At 33.8% G+C, this 24,765-nt stretch carries 20 protein-coding genes, 1 riboswitch and 2 other annotated features; of the genes, 17 read left to right on the forward strand and 3 right to left on the reverse strand.

Annotated elements, in window-relative coordinates:
* Positions 1–99: 99 nt before the first annotated feature.
* Positions 100–342, reverse strand: a complete 243-nt coding sequence (locus AN960_RS05460) for a hypothetical protein (RefSeq protein ID WP_056467996.1) — start codon at positions 340–342, stop codon at positions 100–102.
* A gap of 386 nt (positions 343–728) precedes the next feature.
* On the opposite strand from AN960_RS05460, the gene AN960_RS05465 reads away from it, so the two are divergent.
* Together AN960_RS05465 and AN960_RS05470 are read left to right on the forward strand one after the other, a co-directional pair.
* Positions 729–1,067, forward strand: a complete 339-nt coding sequence (locus AN960_RS05465) for a hypothetical protein (RefSeq protein ID WP_056467998.1) — start codon at positions 729–731, stop codon at positions 1,065–1,067.
* Between the two features lie 388 nt (positions 1,068–1,455).
* Positions 1,456–1,556: riboswitch (purine riboswitch) on the forward strand.
* Between the two features lie 91 nt (positions 1,557–1,647).
* Positions 1,648–2,817, forward strand: a complete 1,170-nt coding sequence (locus AN960_RS05470; protein WP_056468001.1) for an MFS transporter — start codon at positions 1,648–1,650, stop codon at positions 2,815–2,817.
* A 436-nt stretch (positions 2,818–3,253) separates the two neighbouring features.
* Here AN960_RS05470 and AN960_RS05475 read toward each other — a convergent pair whose 3' ends face one another.
* Both AN960_RS05475 and AN960_RS05480 read right to left on the reverse strand, forming a co-directional pair.
* Positions 3,254–3,544: a hypothetical protein gene (locus tag AN960_RS05475; RefSeq protein WP_056468004.1), complete on the reverse strand. Its 291-nt coding sequence runs from the start codon at positions 3,542–3,544 to the stop codon at positions 3,254–3,256.
* A gap of 54 nt (positions 3,545–3,598) precedes the next feature.
* Complete coding sequence (locus AN960_RS05480; protein WP_156339627.1) at positions 3,599–4,111, reverse strand: hypothetical protein; 513 nt, start codon at positions 4,109–4,111, stop codon at positions 3,599–3,601.
* A gap of 641 nt (positions 4,112–4,752) precedes the next feature.
* Positions 4,753–4,987 (forward strand) — a binding site (T-box leader).
* 60 nt (positions 4,988–5,047) lie between these two features.
* On the opposite strand from AN960_RS05480, the gene AN960_RS05490 reads away from it, so the two are divergent.
* The 15 genes from AN960_RS05490 (at position 5,048) to AN960_RS05555 (ending at position 24,674) form a co-directional block, all read left to right on the forward strand.
* Entirely contained in the window at positions 5,048–6,400 is a 1,353-nt protein-coding gene (locus AN960_RS05490) for an amino acid permease (protein ID WP_056468012.1), read from the forward strand.
* 257 nt (positions 6,401–6,657) lie between these two features.
* Positions 6,658–7,152, forward strand: a complete 495-nt coding sequence (locus AN960_RS05495; protein WP_056468375.1) for an ABC transporter permease — start codon at positions 6,658–6,660, stop codon at positions 7,150–7,152.
* Between the two features lie 462 nt (positions 7,153–7,614).
* Complete coding sequence (locus AN960_RS24995) at positions 7,615–7,743, forward strand: hypothetical protein (protein ID WP_390310933.1); 129 nt, start codon at positions 7,615–7,617, stop codon at positions 7,741–7,743.
* Positions 7,744–7,986: 243 nt separating this feature from the next.
* Positions 7,987–8,979: a sugar-binding protein gene (locus tag AN960_RS05500; protein WP_056468015.1), complete on the forward strand. Its 993-nt coding sequence runs from the start codon at positions 7,987–7,989 to the stop codon at positions 8,977–8,979.
* Entirely contained in the window at positions 8,969–10,390 is a 1,422-nt protein-coding gene (locus AN960_RS05505) for a sensor histidine kinase (protein WP_056468019.1), read from the forward strand. The genes AN960_RS05500 and AN960_RS05505 overlap by 11 nt, the downstream gene beginning before the upstream one ends.
* Before the next feature lie 17 nt (positions 10,391–10,407).
* The gene (locus AN960_RS05510) at positions 10,408–11,949 is read left to right on the forward strand and encodes a response regulator (RefSeq protein ID WP_056468022.1); all 1,542 of its coding nucleotides are present in this window, start codon (positions 10,408–10,410) and stop codon (positions 11,947–11,949) included.
* 363 nt (positions 11,950–12,312) lie between these two features.
* On the forward strand, positions 12,313–13,461 hold the full coding sequence (locus AN960_RS05515; RefSeq protein WP_286131601.1) for a sugar ABC transporter substrate-binding protein: 1,149 nt from the start codon (positions 12,313–12,315) through the stop codon (positions 13,459–13,461).
* Positions 13,462–13,572: 111 nt separating this feature from the next.
* The gene (locus AN960_RS05520; protein WP_056468025.1) at positions 13,573–15,087 is read left to right on the forward strand and encodes an ATP-binding cassette domain-containing protein; all 1,515 of its coding nucleotides are present in this window, start codon (positions 13,573–13,575) and stop codon (positions 15,085–15,087) included.
* A 15-nt stretch (positions 15,088–15,102) separates the two neighbouring features.
* Positions 15,103–16,275, forward strand: a complete 1,173-nt coding sequence (locus tag AN960_RS05525) for a sugar ABC transporter permease (protein ID WP_056468026.1) — start codon at positions 15,103–15,105, stop codon at positions 16,273–16,275.
* A 565-nt stretch (positions 16,276–16,840) separates the two neighbouring features.
* On the forward strand, positions 16,841–17,101 hold the full coding sequence (locus tag AN960_RS05530) for a hypothetical protein (protein WP_056468030.1): 261 nt from the start codon (positions 16,841–16,843) through the stop codon (positions 17,099–17,101).
* Between the two features lie 272 nt (positions 17,102–17,373).
* Positions 17,374–17,634 (forward strand) — a binding site (T-box leader).
* Positions 17,635–17,704: 70 nt separating this feature from the next.
* On the forward strand, positions 17,705–18,688 hold the full coding sequence (asnA, locus tag AN960_RS05535; RefSeq protein ID WP_056468033.1) for an aspartate--ammonia ligase: 984 nt from the start codon (positions 17,705–17,707) through the stop codon (positions 18,686–18,688).
* A 338-nt stretch (positions 18,689–19,026) separates the two neighbouring features.
* Positions 19,027–20,373 carry an erythromycin esterase family protein gene (locus AN960_RS05540; RefSeq protein ID WP_056468036.1) on the forward strand — a complete coding sequence of 449 codons (1,347 nt, stop codon included), beginning with the start codon at positions 19,027–19,029 and terminating at the stop codon, positions 20,371–20,373.
* A gap of 197 nt (positions 20,374–20,570) precedes the next feature.
* The gene (locus tag AN960_RS05545) at positions 20,571–21,149 is read left to right on the forward strand and encodes a sensor domain-containing protein (protein WP_056468039.1); all 579 of its coding nucleotides are present in this window, start codon (positions 20,571–20,573) and stop codon (positions 21,147–21,149) included.
* 96 nt (positions 21,150–21,245) lie between these two features.
* Positions 21,246–23,033: a helix-turn-helix transcriptional regulator gene (locus AN960_RS05550; RefSeq protein WP_056468042.1), complete on the forward strand. Its 1,788-nt coding sequence runs from the start codon at positions 21,246–21,248 to the stop codon at positions 23,031–23,033.
* 309 nt (positions 23,034–23,342) lie between these two features.
* Positions 23,343–24,674 carry a cytochrome P450 gene (locus AN960_RS05555; protein WP_056468044.1) on the forward strand — a complete coding sequence of 444 codons (1,332 nt, stop codon included), beginning with the start codon at positions 23,343–23,345 and terminating at the stop codon, positions 24,672–24,674.
* The last annotated feature ends 91 nt before the right edge of the window (positions 24,675–24,765 follow it).

Consider the following 24,765-nt stretch of genomic DNA (forward strand, 5'->3'; position numbering starts at 1 on the left):
CTGTCTTTTATACATTTTGGGAGCGCTATTTTGATTAAGAATATTATTGATACAGTAGGGAAAATCCTTTTTATCGATAATGTTATTAACGATTTAAAGTTAAGCGTTTTTTATTTCATCAACCTCACTAAGTAATGATTCTAAATGTTTTAAAATTGTCTTAGCTATTTGATGTTCTTTATTTTGTTCTAAGTGCTCTTTAGCAACTTTAGATAATTCAGTATAATTTTGATGTGAACTTTGGTTATGCTTATCATTAGTTTCTGAAAAGTTGAAAGCATTGCTAAGCTTAACACTTATTTCATTGTGTAGACTTTTCAGACTTTCAATAATTTCATCCATACTTGGCACACTCCACTTCGTTTAATAAGTTTAATTCATAGTTAGTATTTACATGTGAGCTTTAAAAATGAGTTGATAATTATTAATAATTAGGCTCAGTTAAATAAAAATGTTGATTTTTGAACTAAAAAAGAGGTTGTCTAATTGGAACGGGTTCAGATTTTGAGTACAAAAATAATAATAACAGTTCAATTTTAAGTCCAATTTGCAAATGAATTGGACTTCTTTTATTTGTTAGTATAAAGGTATTATTTTGATTTTAACTATTAATTTAACATAGTAATTAGCAAGTGTCTGATGACCAGCAGACAGTCTACAAAACCTATGTTAAAATTAGTGTTAATTTGGCATACAATGTATGACCAATTTTTGATGTGGAGGAAATTATGTCATTTGAAGAATTAAGAAAAAACAAACCAACAATTCAATGGGTCGAGAATGATGAGGATAATGAATTTTTTAATGAAGAAAATATTAATGCAACAAATGAAGTTCTTGACAGTTTTATTAATAGCTTAGAAAAACTGGGTGCAAACCCTCCAGAAGCAGAAATAATGAAGATTGTTAAAGGTGTGGTAATTAAATTTAATGAATTAAATGAACAACATGATTATTACATCGAAACGATGGAGCGAGAAGACCTTTGTGAGTTTATTGATACAGCAGTAAGTATTGCAGGATTAGAAACTGATGATGACATTACCGAAGAGTGGAGAGAATGGTAATCAAAAAGGAGCGAACTTCGCTGCTTTTTTGTTGTCTTATGTGCTAAATTTACTGTTAATTTGATAACTAAAATGTCTGCTTTTTTGGTTGCTGTTTGATTTTTTGTACCTCAAAACTGAACACATTAGTCTAATTGGTGCTCTTTTTTTATTGAAGTATCGACCAGATAAGTTGATTAAGAATCGGTGTGACCCTGTTCTTATTGTTTTTTATATTAAATTATGTGTTTTTAATAGCAATGAAGTTCATTTTTATCGTTTTGGGACAATCTGTTCTGTTAGCTTGAGAGGCATGTGGCTGTACCCCTTTTAGATTGGAATTTTAGCTTTGGAAATGATTTTACACTTGAGGGATAGGATAAAGTATAGTAAAATCAACAAAGTGATCACTTTTAATATATATATGAACTGTATAACTTCTAGAATATGGCTAGAAGGTCTCTACCAGGAACCTTAAAAATCCTGATTACAGAAAATGAATTTATTCGTTTTTTGTAATCAGGATTTTTTTATTGTTTTCTGTAAAGGACCTTCAGGGTCATTTCTTTTTATATTAACTAAGAAAGGATAGAAATATAGTATGAATTTGAAAGTTTTTATAATAGCATTATCGACCGTTGCGGTAGGATTAGTTGAATTAATCGTTGGTGGAATATTGCCAACAATCGCCGATGATTTCAACATTTCATTAAGCACTACAGGGCAACTTATAACAGTGTTTTCGCTTATCTATGCCATTGCCGGTCCGATTTTACTGGTATTAACCAGCAGAATCGAACGCAAGAAATTGTATCTTGCTTCCTTGTTTGTCTTTTTCATCGGTAATGTAATGACATATTTTAGTCCAAACTTTACCTTTATGATGATTGCTAGGGTGTTGACGGCAACAAGTACAGCACTTGTCGTTGTGCTTTCTTTAACCATTGTTGTTAAAATTGTTGCTCCTGCCCACCAGGCCAAAGCTTTGGGACTCATTTATATGGGGATTAGTTCGTCATTAGTGTTAGGCGTACCATTGGGAATCCTGATTTCCAATATGTTTGGATGGCGTGTAATATTTCTTGGAATCGCTGTATTATCAATCGGATCGATGGCGCTAATTTCACTATTTTTGGGGCGCATTCCTGGGGAAAAAACAATTCCGCTTTCACAACAATTAAAGGCTTTAGGAAGTGGGAAAATAATCAGCGCCCATCTTGCTACCATGTTTATGTTAGCAGGACACTATACGATTTATGCCTATTTTACCCCATTTTTAGAAACGAATCTTCATCTAAATTCCAACTGGATTAGTATCTGCTATTTTGTATTTGGTATTGCAGCTGTAAGTGGTGGAGCATTCGGAGGAACACTTTCTGATTGGATTGGTGCTCGGAAAAGTATCATCATCGTTATCAGTGCATTTGCTATTGTATTGTGTTTAATACCATTAACAACTTCTTCACTAGTCTTATTCATCCCAACGATGATGGTTTGGGCAGCATTGAGTTGGAGCTTGGCGCCACCTCAACAAAGCTATTTGATTCAAACCGATCCAGCTACGTCTGATATACAGCAAAGTTTTAATAATTCCGCATTGCAAATTGGTATTTCGCTTGGTTCAGCAATTGGTGGCATTGTGCTAAACCAAACTGGCTCGGTTTCCAACACAGCTTGGTTTGGGAGTGGCATTGTCATTATTGCGTTACTATGCGCAGTCTTTTCTTTTACGAGACCGAACATATCAAGAGAACAAAAGGCTTCGGCCTAGTCTTCCCAAAGGGTTTAAAGATGGTACTCTGCTCTATGTTGAAGACAAATTAGCTTTAAAAACAAAATAATTTACTAGTTTTGATACTTCCTTATGCAACTAACGCACTGCTTTGGTTCAATAAGATTTATTCCCCATTTAATCTTTTGACCTCATTTTCTAAGTAGGTAAGTCGTTTATTGATTTTATAAAGAATAGGTAAATATGCTATAACAATAATGATTCGGACGGCCGAAAATGTCATCTTTCTTCATACTTTGCAACGGAAGTCAATAAAAAGCCAATCCCTTCTGCGGCAAGGGATTGGCTTTTTCCTTTTTCTCTTCATATGCATCATTTTATACATCGTAGACTTCTCAACGTTTGTAGGGGAATCTGTAACTATCCTATTCTCTTATTTTTGTATAAAATCCTGAATGATTCATGTAGCCTTTTATTAAAAAGGGAAATTTGATGAATTATATTCGGTAGTATTACTAGACTCTTCAACCGAATTTGGTTGACATTCTGTTAGCTTATACATATCTTCATTCATTGAAAAACGAGGTTGAATATTATTGCTCGTTAAAGCTGTGTCAAATTCTTTACGTAATTCATATCGATCATTTGAATGACTTTTACCAATATAAAATAGGTGAGGATTAATCATATATCCATTCTCTATTTTTGCAATAAATTGCTTTTGACATAATCTTTTTAGACTTTTTGATACATTCCCTTTATCCATATTTAGGTCTAGTGCAATTCTTTTCCGAAATCCAATTTTTTTGTGAAATAAATTTTACCACTTACGATCTGCGCCACCACCACCACTGCCGCGTTTACATTTATTATCTATGATACATTTTGCTTCATTAGGATAATATTTTCTCAATTTCTTTTCCGCATCTTTTAAATTACTATTTGCTTTTAAATATTTTTTGTAAACATAGACTCTCATCGGTATTGTAACGGTTTTGCTCATGGTTTTGCTTCCAGATTGAATACCAACTTTTGTAATAGTAGTTACATTATCTACAAAATCTGTCTTTGAGTATTCTCTTTCACTTGACAGGGTTAAAGATTTATACTCATCGTATGCTTTTGAAGATATATCTACAATAAGAGATCCCAAACTAAATTGATCATTTAAGCTACTCCAAAAAAATAATTTTTGAACAGCACTATTATAGTTCTTTTCTAAAGATTTAAGCGTTGGTTTTGATGCCGCTTCGGTTGAACCAGGTTGCACTAGCAATAAAAACAAAGAAAATGCACTTAAAAACATAATAATTTTATTTAAATTTTTTTTCATATTAAACACCTTTCCCATTAGTATTATTTTTTTGTTTTCTACAATTCTATTATACATGACTTATTTATCCATAAAATACCAAAAATGGAAAATTTAAATCTATTAGAGATACAATCCAAATTAAAATTTTTAATTTTTTTTGCTATTAGGTTGAGCTGGCTGGGTTTTTTTGATTTTTCGTATGTCAGGAATTTTTGAGATATTTTTTCTGTGGCAAAATTACCACGAACAAAATATGGGGTAGCGTTAGGGTTATGCGGATCGTGAGAACCAAAATAAAGGAAATTAAAAAATAAATTCCCTTGTGCAGTAAGAACAAAAACCAACCCATAATTTACATACTCCCCTCTATAAAATCGGATTCATATTATCATAAATATTCAATATCTTACTAAACTAAACTGCCTTTTAGTTCCACAAAAAAAATCGGCTAAAGAGCCGATTATCGTGGGGGGGTAACGATATTGACTGATGATACTTCAATAAATATAAAAAATAGTATTTTACGGATTCATTTAACTTTTGAACCAATCTGCCGAGGATTAATTCTTTAAAAATATTATTCTGAAAAAACTGTTGACAAGTTTGCTTTGCGTCCGTATAGTATTAGTTATTATAAAAAATATTCAGAAAATATTTATCAAAACGCAAAGATCAGGAGTAGTAAAAGTTAATTATTAGGTAAAGAGAGCTGCGGGGTGGTGCGACGCAGTCCAATGATACTTTGAACTTGCCTGGGAGTGGTAAAGCGAAAGATTAGATTTAATCTTTTCTCTTGTTTTAACGATTGACCTACGTTACAAGGTTTTTAAAGTAGGGTTCGAAAAGAGCCAATAAGAGTGGTACCGCGGTAAGCTAAGGCATGTCGTCTCTTTCTTCATTTGATTATGAAGAATGGGATGATGTGCCTTTTTTGATTTTTTAGGAGGTTAGGATATGAAAACGGACAAACAGAAATTACAAAGGACAATGACGTCAAGACATATTACGATGATGGCATTAGGAGGTGCAATTGGGGCAGGTTTATTTAAGGGAAGTAGTTCAGCAATTGATATGGCAGGCCCATCCATCATAATTGCTTACTTGCTAGGAGGCATCATCTTATTATTCGTTTTACAAGGTTTAGCTGAAATGGCAGTTCGCAATAGCGATGCAAGAACATTCAGGGATCTTGTCCAATCTATATTAGGAAAGTATCCAGCTTATTTCCTTGATTGGATTTATTGGAAAATGTGGGTATTGAACATCACGGCTGAATCAATCGTTGCTGCTATTTTCATTCAATATTGGTTGCCAGATTATCCAATATGGATGCTTGCATTAGTTGTTTCGGTGTTGGTTACAACAATCAATTTGCTATCGGTAAAGGTTTTTGCTGAAACGGAGTACTGGCTTGCTTTAATTAAAATTACTGTCATCATTGTATTCATCTTAGCTGGGTTAATATTGTTACTTGTGAATTTTGGTGATCATAAAGCAGTCGGTTTCTCTAACTTAACTGACCATGGCGGTTTCTTTCCGAATGGGTCAACAGGTTTAATTTCGGCTATGTTGGTTGTAATTTATTCATATGGTGGTACTGAAATTATCGGGGTCACATTAGCAGAAACGAAAAATCCAGAAAAAGTGGTTCCAAAAGCCGTTCGAAGTACTTTGGTTAGAATCATTTCTTTCTATATCATTCCATTTTTCATCATCGTTAGTTTAATTCCTTGGAACAAAGTAAACGGGGTGCCAGAAAGTCCGTTTGTAATGGTCTTTAAAATGATAGGGATTCCTGGTGCTGACCATATTATGAATGCTGTTGTTCTAATAGCAATTATTTCATCGATGAACTCTGGATTGTATGGTTCATCCCGCGTTCTGTATACGCAAGCTGCGGACGGTCGCATTCCGAAAATCTTTTCAAAATTATCTAAGAGGAAAGTTCCTGTATACGCAATATTAATGTGTACTTCCACTTTACTTGGCGGTGTACTAATTTCCTTATTTGCTGGAAGCAAGACATTTGATTTCTTGATGGGATCGCTAGGATATACTGTATTATTCATCTGGTTGATTATTGCCTTTGCTCATTTGAAATCACGTAAACAGTCATCTGGAAAAACAAGTGAATATTTAGTTAAATGGTTCCCATATACGACTTGGGCTGTAATCATCGCTTTAATGATGATTCTAATCGGAATCATTTTCACGACACCGATCATCGTAACGATCATTACACTTTGCATCTACGTCTTTATTACGTTAACGTATGTATGGAAAAAACGTCTTAACAAAAACTTGTAGAAGAGATAATTAGCAATAATTGAAATTGATGGTGATTATTGAGCCTTACTTAAGGCAGGTAATGTAATCACAACACTTATACTATTCTTGTTCTTCAATTAACTGGTGCTTTACTTTTAATGAGTAAAGCCCTTTTTTTCTGAATAGTAAATCAAATATAGCTATTGCTCATGGACAAGCATACAATCACTTAAGTCTATTCTAAATATAATGATAGGAGTTTATTAGAGAGTGAAGTGAAAAGTGTGCCTCCAAAAATGAAAAAACCAAACGATTCAAATGAAGAGAATAAAGAGAATAAAGAGAATATTAATATTGCATCGGCTTTTAGAGCTGTAAGCAATGTAACTCAAACCGTGCCCGAAAATACTTTTGTAAAAGTAAACTACAATAAAAAACAATTTGATTTAGCAAATGAATATAATCCGTTTACTTCAATATTTAGAACAAGAAATAATGGGGTCTATTTAGTTTCTGGAACGATTACTTTTTTCCCTGTTAACAACAATGTCGATTATAGAGTACGGATCGAAATTCGCGTAAATGGAAAACCTGCAATCGCTATTGATAATGATTTCTTTGGTCCAATACTCTTTGGAAATACTGTAAATGTCTCAACAATCGCGAAACTTAATGCTATGGATAAGGTTGAGGTTTTTGCTCAAAGTAGCATAGCTGGTACGATTGATACAAATGTTGATGGTGAGGTTAGTACGCATTTTGAAGCGGCAAGATTTCCGTCTCCATCATAATTAGATTAAATTTATATCCGTGTTTAAGAAGGTGTGCTTATTGCTAGCCTTTTTTATGTAGGTCTGGTACTTCGCTTGAAAAATAAAGAAGCCACCTTATAAGGTGGCTTTAAACTGTTGAAAAATGAGTTCGTCAATTAGTGTTCAACAACATTATCATGGTTAAGGTTGATTTCCATTAAAGACAGTTATGAGGAAGCACATTTCAATTTTCAATAAATCAATTACATATTCAAATCGGCAATTGAACAATAAACGTACTACCTTTTCCTGAAACACTTTACTTTCTACTATTATATTACCGCCGTGAGCATTAGTAATTGACTGGGTAATTGATAAGCCTAAGCCAGCGTCACCGTATTTTCTAGTGCTTTTGTAAGGTCTGATTACGAAACGAAGTAATTTAAAAATGCAAATAAAGATTATTCACAAAGTGCAATAAAAGCAGCGCGTGTGATTGCCATGATTACACCGATTGTTACATTTATTATGAATTTGTGCCTTGTTGGAATCCTTTTATATGGCGGGTATCTGATTAGGTTGAATTCAGTTCAGGTAGGCGATTTAATTAATTCACCATGTGTTTTTTGATCAAAAAAAGGGATTGGTAAGCTTTGATATTTTTTCAAACAGATCTTGTCTCATATCGGATCTTTTTTTTTGAAAAAATCTCAATATAACGTTTTTTTAGTAAAGGTAGTTTGAGGTTACAAATTTCCTTATTAAACGATTCATTCGTTCGAATAAAATAAAAGGGAAAAAATTGTAAAGTTTAATAGTCTTGTAAACTGTATAATCAAAATGTACTATTTTAATATAGGACTGGAGGACGTTATGGAAGAGAAAAAGTGGTCGATTATTTTAAGCGTACTTTTTTTATTGTTTGTTTATGTACTTATTCATTTTGAAATAAATGCTAGAAATATTGAAAATTCAGTTCAAAAACTACAGGATCGAGAAGTAGAACCGAAGAAAAAACTCCATTTTGTCCTTATTTCGCAGGAGTTTGATAATCCTTATTGGAGGAAAGTACAAGAAGGGGCAGATGTTGCTGCAGAAAAATTTGGAGTAAATGTTGAATATATCGGTCCTTTACGTACAAGTCCGGAAGAACAAATTAAATTATTAGAAAAGGCAATTGCTTCTCAGGTGGACGGTATTATCGTACAAAGTCTTGATGAGAATACTTTTTCGCCCGTAATTAATAAAGCGGTTTCACAACATATTCCTGTTATTACAATTGATACAGATGCGCCAAAGAGTAAGCGTATTGCTTATGTTGGTACAAATAATTTTAGCGCAGGAGAGCAGTTAGGAAAAGTTGTCGTAGAGGAAACGAATGGTGTTGGAAAAATTGGCGTTATTATTGGGAGTGAAAAATCAGAAAGTCAGCAGGCGAGATTAAATGGCTTTTTAAGTATTGTGAAAAAGCATCCTAAATTAGTAGTAAAGGATATCGAGTCCTCTAATATATCGATTATTCAAGCAAAGCTTCAAACTGAAAGTATGTTACGTAATAATAAAGACATTTCAGTTATGGTTGGTACAAGTGCTTTAGACGCGATTGGCATTTTGAATGCATCAAAAAATTTAAAGTTAAATCAAGTAGAGATATTTGGATTTGATAATATCGAAGGTACACTCCAAGCAGTTCAAGATGATGCGATTAAAGCAACTGTTATTCAGAAGCCATATGAAATGGGCGTTCAATCTGTCGGATTATTAATTGATTCGTTACATGGAAAAGTTATTAATAAAGAAAATTTTACACCAACCGAGGTGGTGACTAAAGAAACGTTGATCAGGAGGAGAAACGTTGAAAATTAGGACAAAGTTATTTATTTTTATTCCTATTTTAGTTATTTTACTAAATCTAGTTTCATTTTTTATATTTGAAAATGGTAAGAAGGTTCAAGAGAGTTATAATTTAATGATTAATAAAATATTTTTATATAAACAAATCTCTTCTGAAACCCAAGAGAATTTAAGTTTGGTAAGTAGTTATATTATTAATCCACAGCCAAAAAACTATCGATCGATTTTGCAGCATAAAAGTAATTTACAAAAATTAAAAAAAGAATTATTAACACATAATGCTACTAAAAATAATCAGCTTGTGTTAGAAAACTTTACCCATATGATTGATTCTTTTCTAGGGTTAGAATCATCAATTACAGATAATTTAGTCTCTCAAAATTTTTCAAGTTATACAGATCAATACCGGGATATAGAGAAGATATCAGGGTTTATTAGAGAGGATAGTCAAAACTTAGTTGATTTAGAGCTCAGTAATTATCAGCCTATTTTTCGAAAGATTATTGCAAATACTCAGTCTATGAATCAATTAGGTGTCCAGTTGTTCGTTATAACGACTATCATTAGTATTGTTTTTGCAATATGGTTGTCTAGAAGTATCGTCATTCCAATCAATCGATTAGTTTATATGGCTAAACAAATTGGTAAAGGTAATTTTAATGTGGCTCCCCCCACATTGTATCAAAACAATGAAATCGGAATTCTTGGGAAAATCCTCAATGAAATGTCAAAGAATTTAAGTAATTTAATGATTAAAAATATTGAAATTGTAGAAAAGGACCGACTTGTAAAGGAACTTGAATTAAAAGCCTTACAAAGTCAGATTAACCCGCATTTCCTGTTCAATACGTTAAACGTTATATCTAAGTTAGCTTATATAGAAGGGGCTGAGCAAACGAGTGATCTAACAGTATCGACCTCGAATTTGCTGCGTTATAATTTACGAAAACTAGACGAGCCTGTCACTCTTTTGGAAGAAATCAAGAATGCTGAAGAATATTTTTCGATTCAAAAGGCGAGGTTTAGAGATCGTGTACGCTTCGAATTAAATATAGAAGAATCATGTTTAGGGAATAAAGTTCCTTGTTTAACATTGCAACCACTTCTTGAAAACGCATTTATACACGGTATCGAGGGGATGGAGCAAGGTGCAGTAATAGGAATTACGATTAAGAATTCTGAAAAATATATTTACATCGAAATTTATGATAATGGTGCTGGTATGAAAGAGGAGACTAGAGAGGCTCTTTTAACATCGTCTATGCCGATCATCTCTCAAAAAAGCTCAACTGGATTAGGTACAACAAATGTGTTTAAACGCTGGCGCCTCTTTTATGGAGAAGAAGATATTGTTGATATCAAAAGTGAAATAAATAAAGGGACAACCATTATATTAAAGCTTCCTGTCTCATCAAAATTTTAAAATTAAAGGAGGTAACTATGTATCGTTTATTAATTGTTGATGATGAACCATTAGAGCGCGAGGGACTTGAATTGATGATAAATCGATCAATGCCTAATCAATTTCAATTTGAACAAGCTGAAAATGGACGAGTTGCGATTGAAAAATCAATAGAATACCAGCCTCATATTATCTTTATGGATATAAAAATGCCTGGTATTCAAGGGCTTGAAGCTGTTTCGGTTATAAAGCAAAAACTACCTGATACAAAAATATTCATTGTCACTGCATATGACTACTTTACATATGCACAAGAAGCCATTTCATTAGGTGTTAAAGATTATATTTTAAAGCCTGCTAAACGAGATCATATCATCTCTTTACTTCAGAAGATGATCGATGAAATAGAAGATGATCATAAGAAAAGATTACAAGAATTAGAGGCTATTGAAAATTTATCGATTATACGTCCTCTCACTGAAAATGAATATACATTAATGTTAATGTTTAATACTGTTCAAGAACTAAATATGTCTCAACTTTCTAGCATTCTCGGTTTTGAAATCGAGTTAGGTTATGCAAGTGTCATTAAATTGCCTAAAGAAATTAGTCAAAATGACAAAGAACAAAGGAGAATTTATGAATGTGTTAGACACTTTATGAAATCTTCGAGGAATTGTTTAATCAGCCCTGTTGTAGATGGCCAATTAGCAATATTTATTCCAGTACAGCCTAACCGAGAAGCCGATCTTCAAACACTTGTACTCTATCAAGATGCTTTAAAAACGATTGAATACATAGAAAATCAAACTGGTTATCAAACAGTGATTGGTATTGGGTCTTTAAAGCAAGGAATTGAAGGGTTACGACAATCATATAATGAGGCATTTCATGCAAGTTTAGAATGTGATGAATTAACGCGTGTTAATCAGCATTCATTGAGTCATTCTATCAGTATACCAGACGAGGAAAAACAAGTTTTAATTGATTCTTTTAGAAAAGCGGATCTAGAAGACGTTATGAATCAATTTAATAATTTGTATGAAAGATTTTGTCATTATGATGTTTCGCAAGTTAGAACGGAATTAAATTCACTATTTAATCAAATTTTCCAATCTCTTCGTAATTCATCGATTGAAGTTGAGAAATTTCATATTCCAGAAATGAATGAAATCAATCAATTGAAGATGATTGTGGAGCAACAAATCATTAATTTAATTACAAAGATTGATCGAGAAAAAGAAATTAAGACGAATCATCTGATGATATTGGCAAGGGAATTTATCGCTCATCACTTCATAGAGGATCTCTCACTTGAGCAAGTGGCCAACTATTTAAAATTGAATCCAGTTTACTTTAGTAAACTATTTAAAAAGCAAACAGGTGAGACTTTCAGTGATTATTTAATGAACTTAAGAATTAATAAAGCGAAACAATTAATGGAAAAAAGAGAATTGAATTTAAAAGAAATTTGTTACCAAGTTGGCTATAATGATCCAAATTATTTTAGTCGAGTATTTAAAAAATGTACGAATGAATCTCCTAAGGAATATAGGAAGAAAGTTTTAATGAATATTTAAAGGGAAAAATACTTGAATTTGAACTGATAAACGATTACTTATTTTATTTGAATAGTTAGTAATAAAAGAGTCTAACGACATACTTAATGACTGTATTTACGAATTGCTTTATTAATTTGTAAATACTTTTATTGAGTTTTCTGTTTGACTCTTTTTTTGATTTAAATCGAAATTAACTGTACTAATATGTCCCAAAGTTAAGATAATGCTAGTTTTAATATTCTGAATGTAAACGTTTTCCAAGTTGAGGTAAATTAGTGCAGATAATAGACAAAAGAGTGAAGGAAATGGGTAAGCGTTTCCAATAAAAATCGTGATAACCTTATTTATGTAAGCGTAACCAGAAAAAAAGGGGGAAACACTTTGAAAAAGTTATCAAAGATTTTTGCAATAATTTCAGTATTTTTAGTAATGACTCTTGTTGCAGCTGGATGTGGATCATCAGCAACATCAAGTGATAGCACTTCTGCTGGTAAGAAAAGTAAAAATGGTAAAGTCGATATTGGTATCGTTTTACCTACGAAAGATGAGCCACGTTGGACTCAAGATGAAACTCGCTTTAAAAATGCTTTAAAAGATACAGATTATTCAGTTGAAATTTTATTCTCACAAGGTGACTCTGCTAAAGAAAAAGCAAACGTTGATTCTTTAATTGCAAAAGGCATCAAAGTTTTAATTATTTGTCCTCAAGACGGTGCTGCTGCTGCTGCTTCAGCTGAAGCTGCAAAAGCTGCTGGTGTTAAAGTAATTTCTTATGATCGTTTAATTACAGGTACTGACGCAGTTGATTACTATGTATCATTTGATAGTGTTGCTGTAGGTGCTGCACAAGCACAATATCTTGTAGATCATGCTTCAGGGAAATCAGGTCAACCTTTATACCTATACGCTGGCGCTGCATCTGATAACAATGCATTCTTATTCTTCCAAGGTGCTTGGAAAGTTCTTCAACCAAAAATTGCTGATGGAACTTTCAAAGTTGAGAATTCAGCAGCTGCAAATAGCTTAAAAGCTAAAGCTGATTTAACTCGTGATGAGCAAGCAAAAATTATCGGTCAAGTTACAACTAACTGGGATTTCAACGTAGCTAAAAACTTAACTTCATCTAACTTAACAAAAGCTACAAAAGCTGATAAAGGCGATGTATTAGTTCTTGCTCCAAATGACGGGACTGCTCGTTCAATCGCAGATACATTTAAAGCAGATAAAGATGTAACTTCATATATAATTTCTGGTCAAGATGCTGAAAAAGCTTCTGTACAGTACATTATTGACGGTAAACAATCTATGACTGTTTTCAAAGACGTTCGTACATTAGTTAAAGATGCAATCGCTACTGCAACTTCAATCTTAAAAAATGAAACACCTGATGCTTCAGGCGTTACAAACAACGGTAAAGCTGATATCAAAACAAAACAAACAGATATTATTGTTGTTGACCAAAGCACAGTGAAGAAGGATTTAGTTGATTCTGGATACTATAGCGCTTCTGACTTCACTGGATTGAAGTAATTAATAGAAGAAAGAACTTGCAAAATAGTGATGGTCTAACCGTCACTATTTTGTTAATTATTCAATTTAATCAATGACTCAAGTAGATGGCAAATTCGGGAGACGGATCATATGAGTGAATTTATTTTAGAGATGAGAAATATCTCAAAAGAGTTTCCAGGTGTGAAGGCATTAAGCGATGTTAACTTCAAGGTTAGAAAAGGGGAAATACATTGTTTAGTCGGTGAAAACGGTGCTGGAAAATCGACTTTAATGAAAGTATTAAGTGGTATTTATCCATTTGGAACCTATACAGGTGATATTGTTTTTGGAGACGAAGTTCAAAAGTTTTCAAAAATAAGTGATAGTGAAAAAAAGGGTATCGGAATCATTTATCAGGAATTATCTCTTTTTCCTGAGCTGTCCGTTTACGAAAATATTTTTATCGGACATGAAATTAAAAAGGGAATAACTGTTGATTTCAATGAAACGATTGTTAAAGCAATCGAAATGCTAAAAAAAGTAAAGCTAGATGTAAATCCGGAAGTGCAAATTAAAGAGTTAGGTGTAGGGAAACAGCAACTGGTTGAAATAGCAAAAGCACTTAGTAAAGATGTTAAATTGCTTATTCTCGATGAGCCTACGGCTGCTTTAAATGAAGATGATAGTGAAAACCTACTTTTCTTGATGAAAGAGCTAAAGAATCAAGGAATTTCTTGTATTATGATTTCGCACAAACTTAAAGAAGTAATTGCTGTTGCAGATACGGTTACTGTACTTCGCGACGGAAAAACAATTTGCTCTTTAAATAAAGAAGAAATCACCGAAAACACAATAATCAAACATATGGTTGGTCGTGAAATTGATGATATTTATCCGAAGCGCCCAAATCAAAAGTTTGGTGAAGTTTCATTAGAATTAAAAGACTGGAATGTGTACGATCCAAAATTAGGTCGTAAGATTCTTCATCATATTGATCTAAATGTTCGAAAAGGCGAAATTATCGGTATTGCTGGATTGATGGGATCAGGTCGAACAGAACTAGCAAAAAGTATTTTTGGAAATCCGACAAATTTCAAACTTGATGGTTCCGTTTTAGTGCAAGGGGAGCAAAAGCGTTTTAAACATCCAAAAGATGCAATAAAAGCTGGTATAGCTTATGTAACAGAGGATCGTAAAGGCGACGGATTGATCCTTGAACAAGATATTAAAAATAATATTTCGATTACGAACTTATTTGAAATTTCCAAGTCAAGCGTGATTAATCAACATGAAGAAATTGTCGTTGCAAATGATTACTTAAACAAGTTAAACATAAAAGCTCCATCAATTACTTCAATTGTAGGGAAGTTGAGTGGTGGTAATCAGCAAAAAGTATCGTTGAGTAAATGGTTATTTACGAGCCCAAATGTACTAATTCTCGATGAACCTACTCGTGGAATAGACGTAGGTGCAAAATTTGAAATCTATAGTTTTATGAATCTACTGGTCGAACAAGGCATGAGCATTATCATGATTTCCTCTGAACTTCCAGAAGTCCTTGGTATGAGTGATCGAATTTATGTTATGGCAGAAGGTAAAATAACCGGGGAATTATCAAGAGAAGAAGCAACTCAAGAGAGCGTTATGGCTCTAGCTACCGTTTAAGAGAGGTTGAATAAAATGAACTTTTTTCAAGAAGCAGGCATGTTATTAAGAAAAAACATCCGTGAATATGGAATGTATATAGCTCTTGCAGTAATAATGTTAGTTTTTACGTTAAATACAGATGGATTATTTATGTCATCTCGTAACTTAAGTGATTTAATCAATATGACAGGTTATGTTGCAGTCCTTGCAGTTGGTATGACATTAGTAATTGTCATTCGACATATTGATCTTTCAGTTGGTTTCGTTGCTGGTTTTCTAGGAGCAGTAGTTGCTCTATTTCTAACACATGGTTTGCCAGTCTGGATTTCAATCATTGCAGTTCTAGTATTTGGCGCTATTATTGGTCTAATTAATGGATTCTTTGTTGCTAATTTAGGAATTCCTTCATTCGTAGTTTCATTAGCAGGCATGTTAATATTCAAGGGATTACTACTAATGTCTCTTGTTAAAACTGGTACGATCATCGTTGCTAACGAAAGCTTTAAGGCGATTGGAAATGGCTATATTCCTAGTTTAGGAAATTTGAATGGTTTACACATATCAACACTATTAATTGGTGCGATCTCTATCATTCTTTTTATCTGGAGTGATTTTAAAAAGAGAAACGTAAACATAAAGTACGGTTTTGAAGTACTTTCAATGCCGATGCAAATTATTAAATTATTGTTTATTTCTGGTATCATTGGTTACATTTGCTATATTCTTGCCGGCTATCAAGGAATTTCTTGGACTGCTGTGATCATGTTTATTGTTGTAGTAGTCTACCATTTCATTACAACAAGAACTCCTTTAGGGCGTCACATTTATGCAGTTGGTGGAAACCCTGAAGCAGCACAGTTAAGTGGAATTAGCGTAAAGAAAATCACTTACATTGTATTCGGTTCAATGAGTATGCTTGCAGCCCTTTCAGGCGTATTGTTTACAGCTCGACTTGCATCTGCTTCTCCCCAAGCAGGTACAATGTTTGAGTTAGATGCAATTGCTGCAGCTTATGTAGGTGGTGTTTCTGCTGCTGGTGGTGTTGGTAAAGTAACAGGTACTATTATCGGTGCATTCGTAATGGCTTCATTAACAAGTGGGATGAACTTAATGGGTATTGATATCTCATACCAATACATCATCCGAGGAGCAGTTCTTGTTCTTGCAGTTGTATTTGACGTAATGACACGTAATAAAGGGAAATAATATTTAAAAACAGAAACAGTCGATTGAAGTGGCTGGTTTCTGTTTTTTTATTATTTATGAAATAAATTTGATAGTGCCAAAAAATGCAATTTAGCCTTTTAGTATTCAATTGAAAGATAAAGAAATATTAGTGAAACAGAACAAATTAAAGAATCGGGAAAAGGGGTGCAATTGCAATTACTTTTTATGTTTAATTTAAAAAAACGACTCTAAGAGTCGTTTTTAAAATTTATTTTTTATTATAAAAAAGGTCCGGCTTTCCACAATTTGGACACTCATATTCATAATGTTCTTGAATTACATTACTACTATTTGAATACTCGTCATTAATGGAAATGTTTGAATTACAGTTTGGACAATTAATGCTCGTTTTGGTGGATTTGTTCTTTGAATTCTCCATCTTCATCATCCTTTCTTTTCATTTGTCTGATAAATCCTTTCTATTTTACCCATTTTTTTCTTATTCAAGTAAATGGCAGTTAGTTCAATAAGGAAAGAGGATAAAACAACTGTTTTATAGAATGTGTAAGAATTTGTTAAATTTTGTAAAATGGAGATGTGGAAAATGAAAAGTAATTCAGCTTTTATGGGTGTTTCAATTATAATTGGTTGTGCTATTTTAGGGTTATTTATAATGTTAACTTTTTCAAATAATAAAAATAGTACATCCAAATTTTCAAATGATTATAAATACGAAATGATTCCAGTAAACGCTAATAATGTCATTATTTTTAATAAAGAAACTGGTGAATATTGGAGAAAATTTTTACCCGAAAATGAGGGTCCTTCAAATTGGGAAAAAGAAAAATCACCAATTAATAAGTAATAAATACTTAATAACATTATGTAACTAAACCAGTGACCTTATATACAAACGGAGTGCGTTAGCCATCCATGAAACAAGGGTTCATTACAATGTTTAAAACTACCAGTTCATCGGTTTATTACTGGCGGCAAAAAACGTAAAAGAGAACAATTTAAGCCCAAATCATGATCTTAGTTATTTGTTAGAATAAAATAAAAAGTGAAAAAAATGTTGACTTTCTCATTTTTATCTATAAAATAATCATTAATAAAATGTTTCAGAGATGTGACAACATAACGACTGTGAAAGGACGAGTAGTAGTAGGACGTAGACAAAGCGAGTCAGGGGTGGTGTGAGCCTGATACGAAGCCTATTATGAAGAACCTCCTGGAGTCGCTAACCGAAATCCTTTAGAGGAAAGTAGACTTAGCCGTGAACTTCGCCGTTAAAGAAGAACAGTATCGAGATCTCTCTAATCTCCGTACTAAAATAAGTGAGCAACCTCTGTTGCTAATTTGGGTGGTACCGCGGAACCAAAGCCTTTCGTCCCAGTTTTTTGGGAAAGAAGGGCTTTTTTTGTTGGCTTTTTTCTACTACATCCAAACATTTTAGGGGGAAATAGGCATGTATCAATCATTAATGACAGTAAGAGAGACACAAATCGCAATTAAGGAAGTTAAAACATTTTTTGAGGATCAATTATCAAAACGTCTTGGAATGTTCCGCGTATCTGCACCATTATTCGTAACAAAAAAATCAGGTTTAAACGATCACTTAAACGGTGTAGAACGCCCAATTGAATTTGATATGCTTCATTCAGGAGAAGAGTTAGAAATTGTTCACTCACTAGCGAAATGGAAACGATTTGCACTGCATGAATATGGTTATGAAGCTGGTGAAGGTTTATATACAAATATGAACGCGATTCGCCGTGATGAGGAACTTGATGCAACTCATTCAATTTACGTTGACCAATGGGATTGGGAAAAAATTATACAAAAAGAATGGCGCACAGTAGATTATTTACAAGAAACCGTAAAAACAATTTATGGAATCTTCAAAGATTTGGAAAATCATTTATTTGAAAAATATCCGTATCTTGGGAAGTATTTACCAGAAGATATCGTATTTATCACAGCCCAAGAATTAGAAGATAAATACCCAGAATTAACACCGAAAGATCGTGAGCATGCGATTGCAAAAGAGCACGGTGCAGTTTTTATTATTGGAATTGGCGATGTACTTCGTTCTGGTGAAAAACATGATGGACGTGCAGCTGACTATGACGATTGGAAATTAAACGGAGACATCTTATTCTGGCATCCAGTATTGCAATCTTCATTTGAATTATCATCAATGGGTATCCGTGTTGATCGTAAATCACTTGATGAGCAGTTAACGAAGACAGGTGAAGATTTCAAACGCGAGTATGATTTTCATAAAGGTATTTTAGAAGAAGTGCTTCCACTAACACTTGGTGGTGGTATTGGGCAATCAAGAATGTGCATGTTCTTCTTACGTAAAGCGCATATCGGTGAAGTTCAATCTTCTGTATGGCCTGATGAAATACGAGAAGCATGTAAGAAGGAAAACATTCATTTGTTTTAAGAAAAATAAGACCTGTAAATGAAAGCATGAGTCTATATCAAGAAGAATTTAGTTGTACAAAAAAAATCGAATGTAATTCGATTTTTTTTTATTGCACTGAATGACAGTGGCAGTTTAGCCGAATATTGAAAGGATTAATAGGAAGTAAAAATAGAGTTTAATATTCAAAAAAATACTGATAAAACCGATATTACGAAGTGTAATGGTAATCTTATGACAATATGTAACTAGTAAATGTGATATTGAAGCACTAACAATTGAATAAAAGCAATTGATTGAGTCCGTGTAAGTACATGAATCAAAATTGCTTTTGAAAAAATTCAATTGAGGTGAGGAAAATGAATAAGAAAAAGAAAAAGATGTATTGTGCAATGGTTAGTACAGCTATATTAGTCGCTGGATGTGTTGGAGAAGTAAAAGCTCAAACGGTAACAGTAAAAGATTCAGCTCAACCATTCCAAAATAATATCGTTAAATCAATACAATCACAGGCAAAGCCATTAAACACGATAGAACCGTCTAAACCATTTGACGATTTAAAACCACTTAAGACCATGATTGGGAGCGCACAATATGTAGGATTAGGAGAGAATACTCATGGAAGCTCTGAAATTTTCACCATGAAGTTTCGCCTTGTGAAATATTTGGTTACCGAGATGGGTTTTACGAATTTCGGAATGGAAGAAGATTGGGGAAACGGCTTAAAGCTAAATGAATATATCCAAACAGGAAAAGGAAACCCTAGGGAATTTTTAAAATTGTTATATCCTACTGATGAAATTATAGCCATGATTGAGTGGATGAAAGATTATAATGCTGATCCATCCAATAAAAAGAAAATCCAATTTATCGGACTTGACTTAAAAACAATGGACCAAAGTGTCTTTAATAAAGTAATTGATTATGTAAAATTACATCGACCAGATTTGCTTGCAGAAGTAGAAGAAAACTATAAAGAGCTTTCTTCTTACACTGGAAGTATACAGGAATATATGCAGCTTGATCCTAAAACAAAAGATAAATTCAAGGCAAATGCTGAGAAAGTAGTCCAATTGTTAAATGATGAAAATGAACATGCAAACACAGAGACAGTTTCATCCGAGTTGATCTGGGTGAAAGAGACGGCGAATGTAATAGAGGAATTTACCACAATGCTACTTCCTAATGATTATTCAAGTATGGTGAAACTACACGATCAATATTTAGCCGATCATGCAATGTGGGCACAAGAGACATTTGGCGGTAAAACTATGGTTTGGGCACACAATATTCACATAGCCAAAGGTATTATCGATGAGAAATTATACCCTAATGTTGCTGGACAGTTTTTGAAAGAACGTTTAGACAATAATTATGTCTCAATTGGTAGTACAACTACGGAGGGGAAATTCACCTTATACAGCGAATATAGTCCTTCCACTGGCGGTAAGATTGCAACGGATACTATTCCACAAGATGTGAATAGTTTCAATTTTATCCTTGGAAAAGTCCCATATAATATGTTTTTGTTAGATAATCGTCACCTTAATGGTCAAGCAAAGAAATGGGTTAGAGAAAAGAGGCCATTACTGAGTATAGGGGGACAGCTCATCCCGAATAGTTCGTTATATAATGATACTTCATTGCTTGAGCAATTCGATATAATTTTTCATATCCGAAAAACAAGTCCATCTCATATTAAATAAGAGTTCAAAACAATCCCTTCTTGCAGAGTCAAGAACGGGATTGTTTTGTAGAGGAAATCATCTTGTTTTAAAAAGGAGTAGGCTGCTTCTACTTTTTTAGCATTATATAAAAATGTCATATGACATTTTTACACTAGTGAGTTTGACAAAGTCAGCAGTATGATGCTGTTATCAAACGGAGAGGAGTGATGAACCTTATGAAATTAAGATTCATCCAGAATGGTTACTTTTTATTGCTAACTTTTGTTACAGGACTGTTTTATTTTTGTTTTTATCTCGTAGCTTTACTATTGAGTTTGACCCTTTCATTTACCGTAGTCGGGATTCCACTAATTATACGCGTACTTCAGACTACCACATCTTTTATCCAATTCGAGCGCATACAAACGAAAATTTACACTGATATTTCGACAGACTCTTACAATAGAAGTGTAACAATAGATACATCGGACTGGGCTCAAGTAAAATTAGGGCTTACGAATCGTCGCAGCTGGTCTGCTGTATTTTGGTTAATGCGGAAATTTGTGATTGGAATTTTCAGTCTCATTAGTGCAGTCATTTTATATGTAATGCCACTTATGTTTCTATTGGCACCACTACTGTATCAATACATCGACATGAATATTATTTTCATGAAGATCGATACTTTGGCCAAGTCGCTCCTTGTAATGTCTTTTGGTATAGTGACTACCGCCATAAGCATTAAAATAGTAGATGTTCTGGCAAAAAAAATTGGAGGTTATACACGCAGTATGATTCGACAGCTAAATCGATAGAAGTTTGCGGCCTATACTTAAAAGTTATAAAAATGCGAGAAAGATTATTCTATAATATAGGAAGTAAGAAGGAAGGCTACTTAGGGGGTAAATGACTTGTTGAATATGGTTAAGTATTGGTTTTGGTATGATTGGATTATGTTAGGAATCCGTCTACTTGTTAGTATGTCTATCATCCTAGCTACATTAAATTTTCAGGATGGTTTAACATTACCACTTTGGATTATTATTCCTTGGGAGGTTGTTGCCTTCTCTATTCCATGGGTAGCCTTACTGTTCAATTACAAATATTACTTGTTCACAGAAATATTGCTATATGGCGGACTATGTATCTATTTAACTTCTTTATTTCCAGAAGCTAACAACACATTTCTTATATCGGTGTTTCTTATCGCAGCAAATAGTAGGCATTTGTCCTATTATTGGACAGCTCCGACAACAATTTTTATTATAACTGGAATTTTCTATGCGGTTGCACCAAGTAATAGCTATTGGATTATGGTCACCTACTACGGATTTGCTTATGTAATGGGATTCGCTTTTCATTTATTAATCGTCAATCATAAGCAAAATGAAGCAATTTCTAAACAAAACGCTGTTCTTGAGCAATATATGTCTCAGATCGAACGTATTACACTTGCAGAGGAACGAAGTAGGCTGTCGAGTGAGCTTCATGATACAGTTGGTCACGCTTATACCTCCATTATTTTGGGTATGGAAACGCTGCGTACCGAACTTGTTTCTGAAAAGGGTATAGAGAAGCTAGATTCTCTGCTTGAAATGGGACGTAAAAGCATTGGGGACGTGAGAGGTTACCTACATCAAATGAATTCTCCGTGTCAATCGCTTTCCTTAATTCAATCTCTACAAAATCTTGGAGCTGAATTTCAAGAGTATGCTCGGGTGAATGTAAGCTTTCGAGCATTTGGAGAGGAATACGAACTGTCTCAGCAAGCGAGAATAGCATTTATCCGTTGCTTACAAGAGTCGCTTACAAATGCAGTACGTCATGGTCAGGGAAATGAAATTATAGTTTCATTGCAGTTTGAACAACAATTTACTAGGTTGGAAGTGCAAGATAATGGTAAGGGAAATGTAGAATGGCAGGAAGGCTTCGGTATTAAAGCGATGAAAGAGCGGGCAATGAATTTGCAAGGTCAATTGTCTGTCTATACAAAGCCAGATGAAGGAATGCTTGTTACATGTACTATACCGCGACAAACTGAAATAAATGATGGATTGATTCGTTTGTTAATTGTCGACAATCAACCGTTTGTTCGGGAAAGTTTGAGGACGCTTCTCGAAAGATATGAAGATTTAAATGTAGTCGGTTTGGCTGAAGATGGCGAGCAAGCCATCAACTTATGCGGGCGCTTTCAACCCGACATTGTACTAATGGATTTAGATATGCAGCACATGGATGGAGTTGAAGCAACCAAAAAGATTAAGCAACAATGGCCACATATCCGTGTATTAATTTTTACAACGTTTCAGGATACAGAACAGGCGTTGGACACACTTCGTAACGGTGCGAATGGTTTTTTACTTAAATCTATGGAAACGTTGGAGCTAGCTTATGCGATCCGACTTATTCATAGAGGTGGGACCCTGATAGATCAGGGAATGTCTCACAAAATATTTGAGAAGTTTGATGCGCAAAATGAGACACCACAATCAAAAGCAACTGCTTATGAGCTAACAGCTAGAGAGGTAGAAATATTGCAGCTAGTAGCAAAGGGACTACGATACAATACAATCGCATCAAGGTTATATTTATCGAATGGAACGGTCAGAAACTATGCTTCCACGGCTTATACAAAGTTAGGGGTGCGTAACAAGGAAGAAGCTGTCCAGATGGCTCAAGAAATCGGAATTATTGAATGAGAAAAATGTTTGTTGTTTCTTTAGAGCTAAGCGGAAGACGACTTAAGACAAAATTAAGAGGATTGAGTCCTGGATAATACAGGATTCAATCCTTTCAAGGTTTGTACCAATTTTTTCATCTTAACGTATAATAACTGAAAGATTGTCTAAATTAGGCAGTCTTTTTTTTAGTTCTAAAAAAATCCTAAAATACTAGTCTGCTAAATTTAAGTACAAGTATATCAAAATATAAAAAGCATTAGCTTCCTCCACATCCTAATATAATAAGAGTATCCTATGATTAAAATTTCCTGAAATGGAGTGAATTTTATGCTTGAAGTAAAAGGACTGGCTTCGTATTCACCTTTAGGGCATTTGAATGAGTTTCGGAAGGATCCAATATTTTTTTTAACCGAACTTTATAGAAGTCATGATTCAATTGTCTCATTTCGATTTGCTCATCGTAAAATAAACCTGCTATTAGAGCCCGATTTAATAAAAGAGGTATTAGTAACTAAGCAACATTCTTTCCATAAATCAAAGCCATTTCAAGAGATGAAAACCTTGCTTGGTGAGGGATTATTAACGAGTGAAGATGAAGTACATATGAGGCAGCGGCGTTTAATTCAGCCATCGTTTACAAAGCAACATATACAATCCTACGCAGGGGATATGACGTTGCTCACAGAAGAGTTTATTAGTTCTTGGAAGGATGATGAAGAGCGTCTCATTAGTAGAGATATGATGGAACTTACATTAGCTATTATTGCTAAAACTATGTTTAGTATGGATCTGAATCAAGGACATGATCGTGTTGGGAAACACTTTGACATTATTATGGATATTGCAACTAAGAGAATTCGATCAGTTTTAAAGGCTCCGCTCAAACTGAATACGCCAAAAAATAAATCTTTATCGGAGGCTATTAAGGCAATCGATAAGGTGTTATATGAGATTATTGAAAAAAGAAATAGTTCAGAAATAAAGAATGATTTACTAGGACTACTAATGCAAGCAAGGGATGAAGAGTCTAATGAAGGCATGACGAATCGACAATTAAGGGATGAAGCAATGACAATTTTCCTTGCAGGTCATGAAACGACAGCAAATGCATTATCTTGGTGCTTATATCTTTTATCTCAGCATCCTGGCAAAGCTAAATTATTATATGAAGAAGTAGAACGTGTTCTTGGCAAAAGACGAGCAGACTATCATTCTATGAAAGATTTAATTTATACTCAGCAAATCATTTGGGAAAGTATCCGGCTATATCCACCTGCATGGCTTATTAGTAGAAAAGCAATAGAAGATGTCAGCATTGGAGATTATAGAATTCAAAAAGGTGAGACAGTCATGATGAGTTCTTATATTATGCAGCATTCTGAAAAGTATTTCTCACATGCAGAAGAGTTTCTTCCAGAGCGGTTTAAGAATGGAAAGGTAGAAGGTGTGCCTGAATATGCGTATTTTCCTTTTGGTGGTGGGCCTCGTGTTTGTATTGGAAATCATTTCGCAATTATGGAAGCTACTTTAGTATTAGCAACAATCGTTCAGCATTATAGGATTGAACTAGCCCCTGATCATCATAAAGTGGAGACAGAACCACTGATTACACTTCGGCCGAAAGATGGATTGCGTATGATTGTAAAAAAGAGAAAATGAGCGGATATAGTGAATACACTTAGGCAAGTGTCTTTTCCAGGAGTTTTTTCATAGAATATAGCATTCTCTTTACAGTATGTTGAAAGGGGGT

This window comes from Bacillus sp. FJAT-25509, from assembly GCF_001420605.1.
Taxonomy (GTDB): Bacteria; Bacillota; Bacilli; order Bacillales; family Bacillaceae_G; genus Gottfriedia.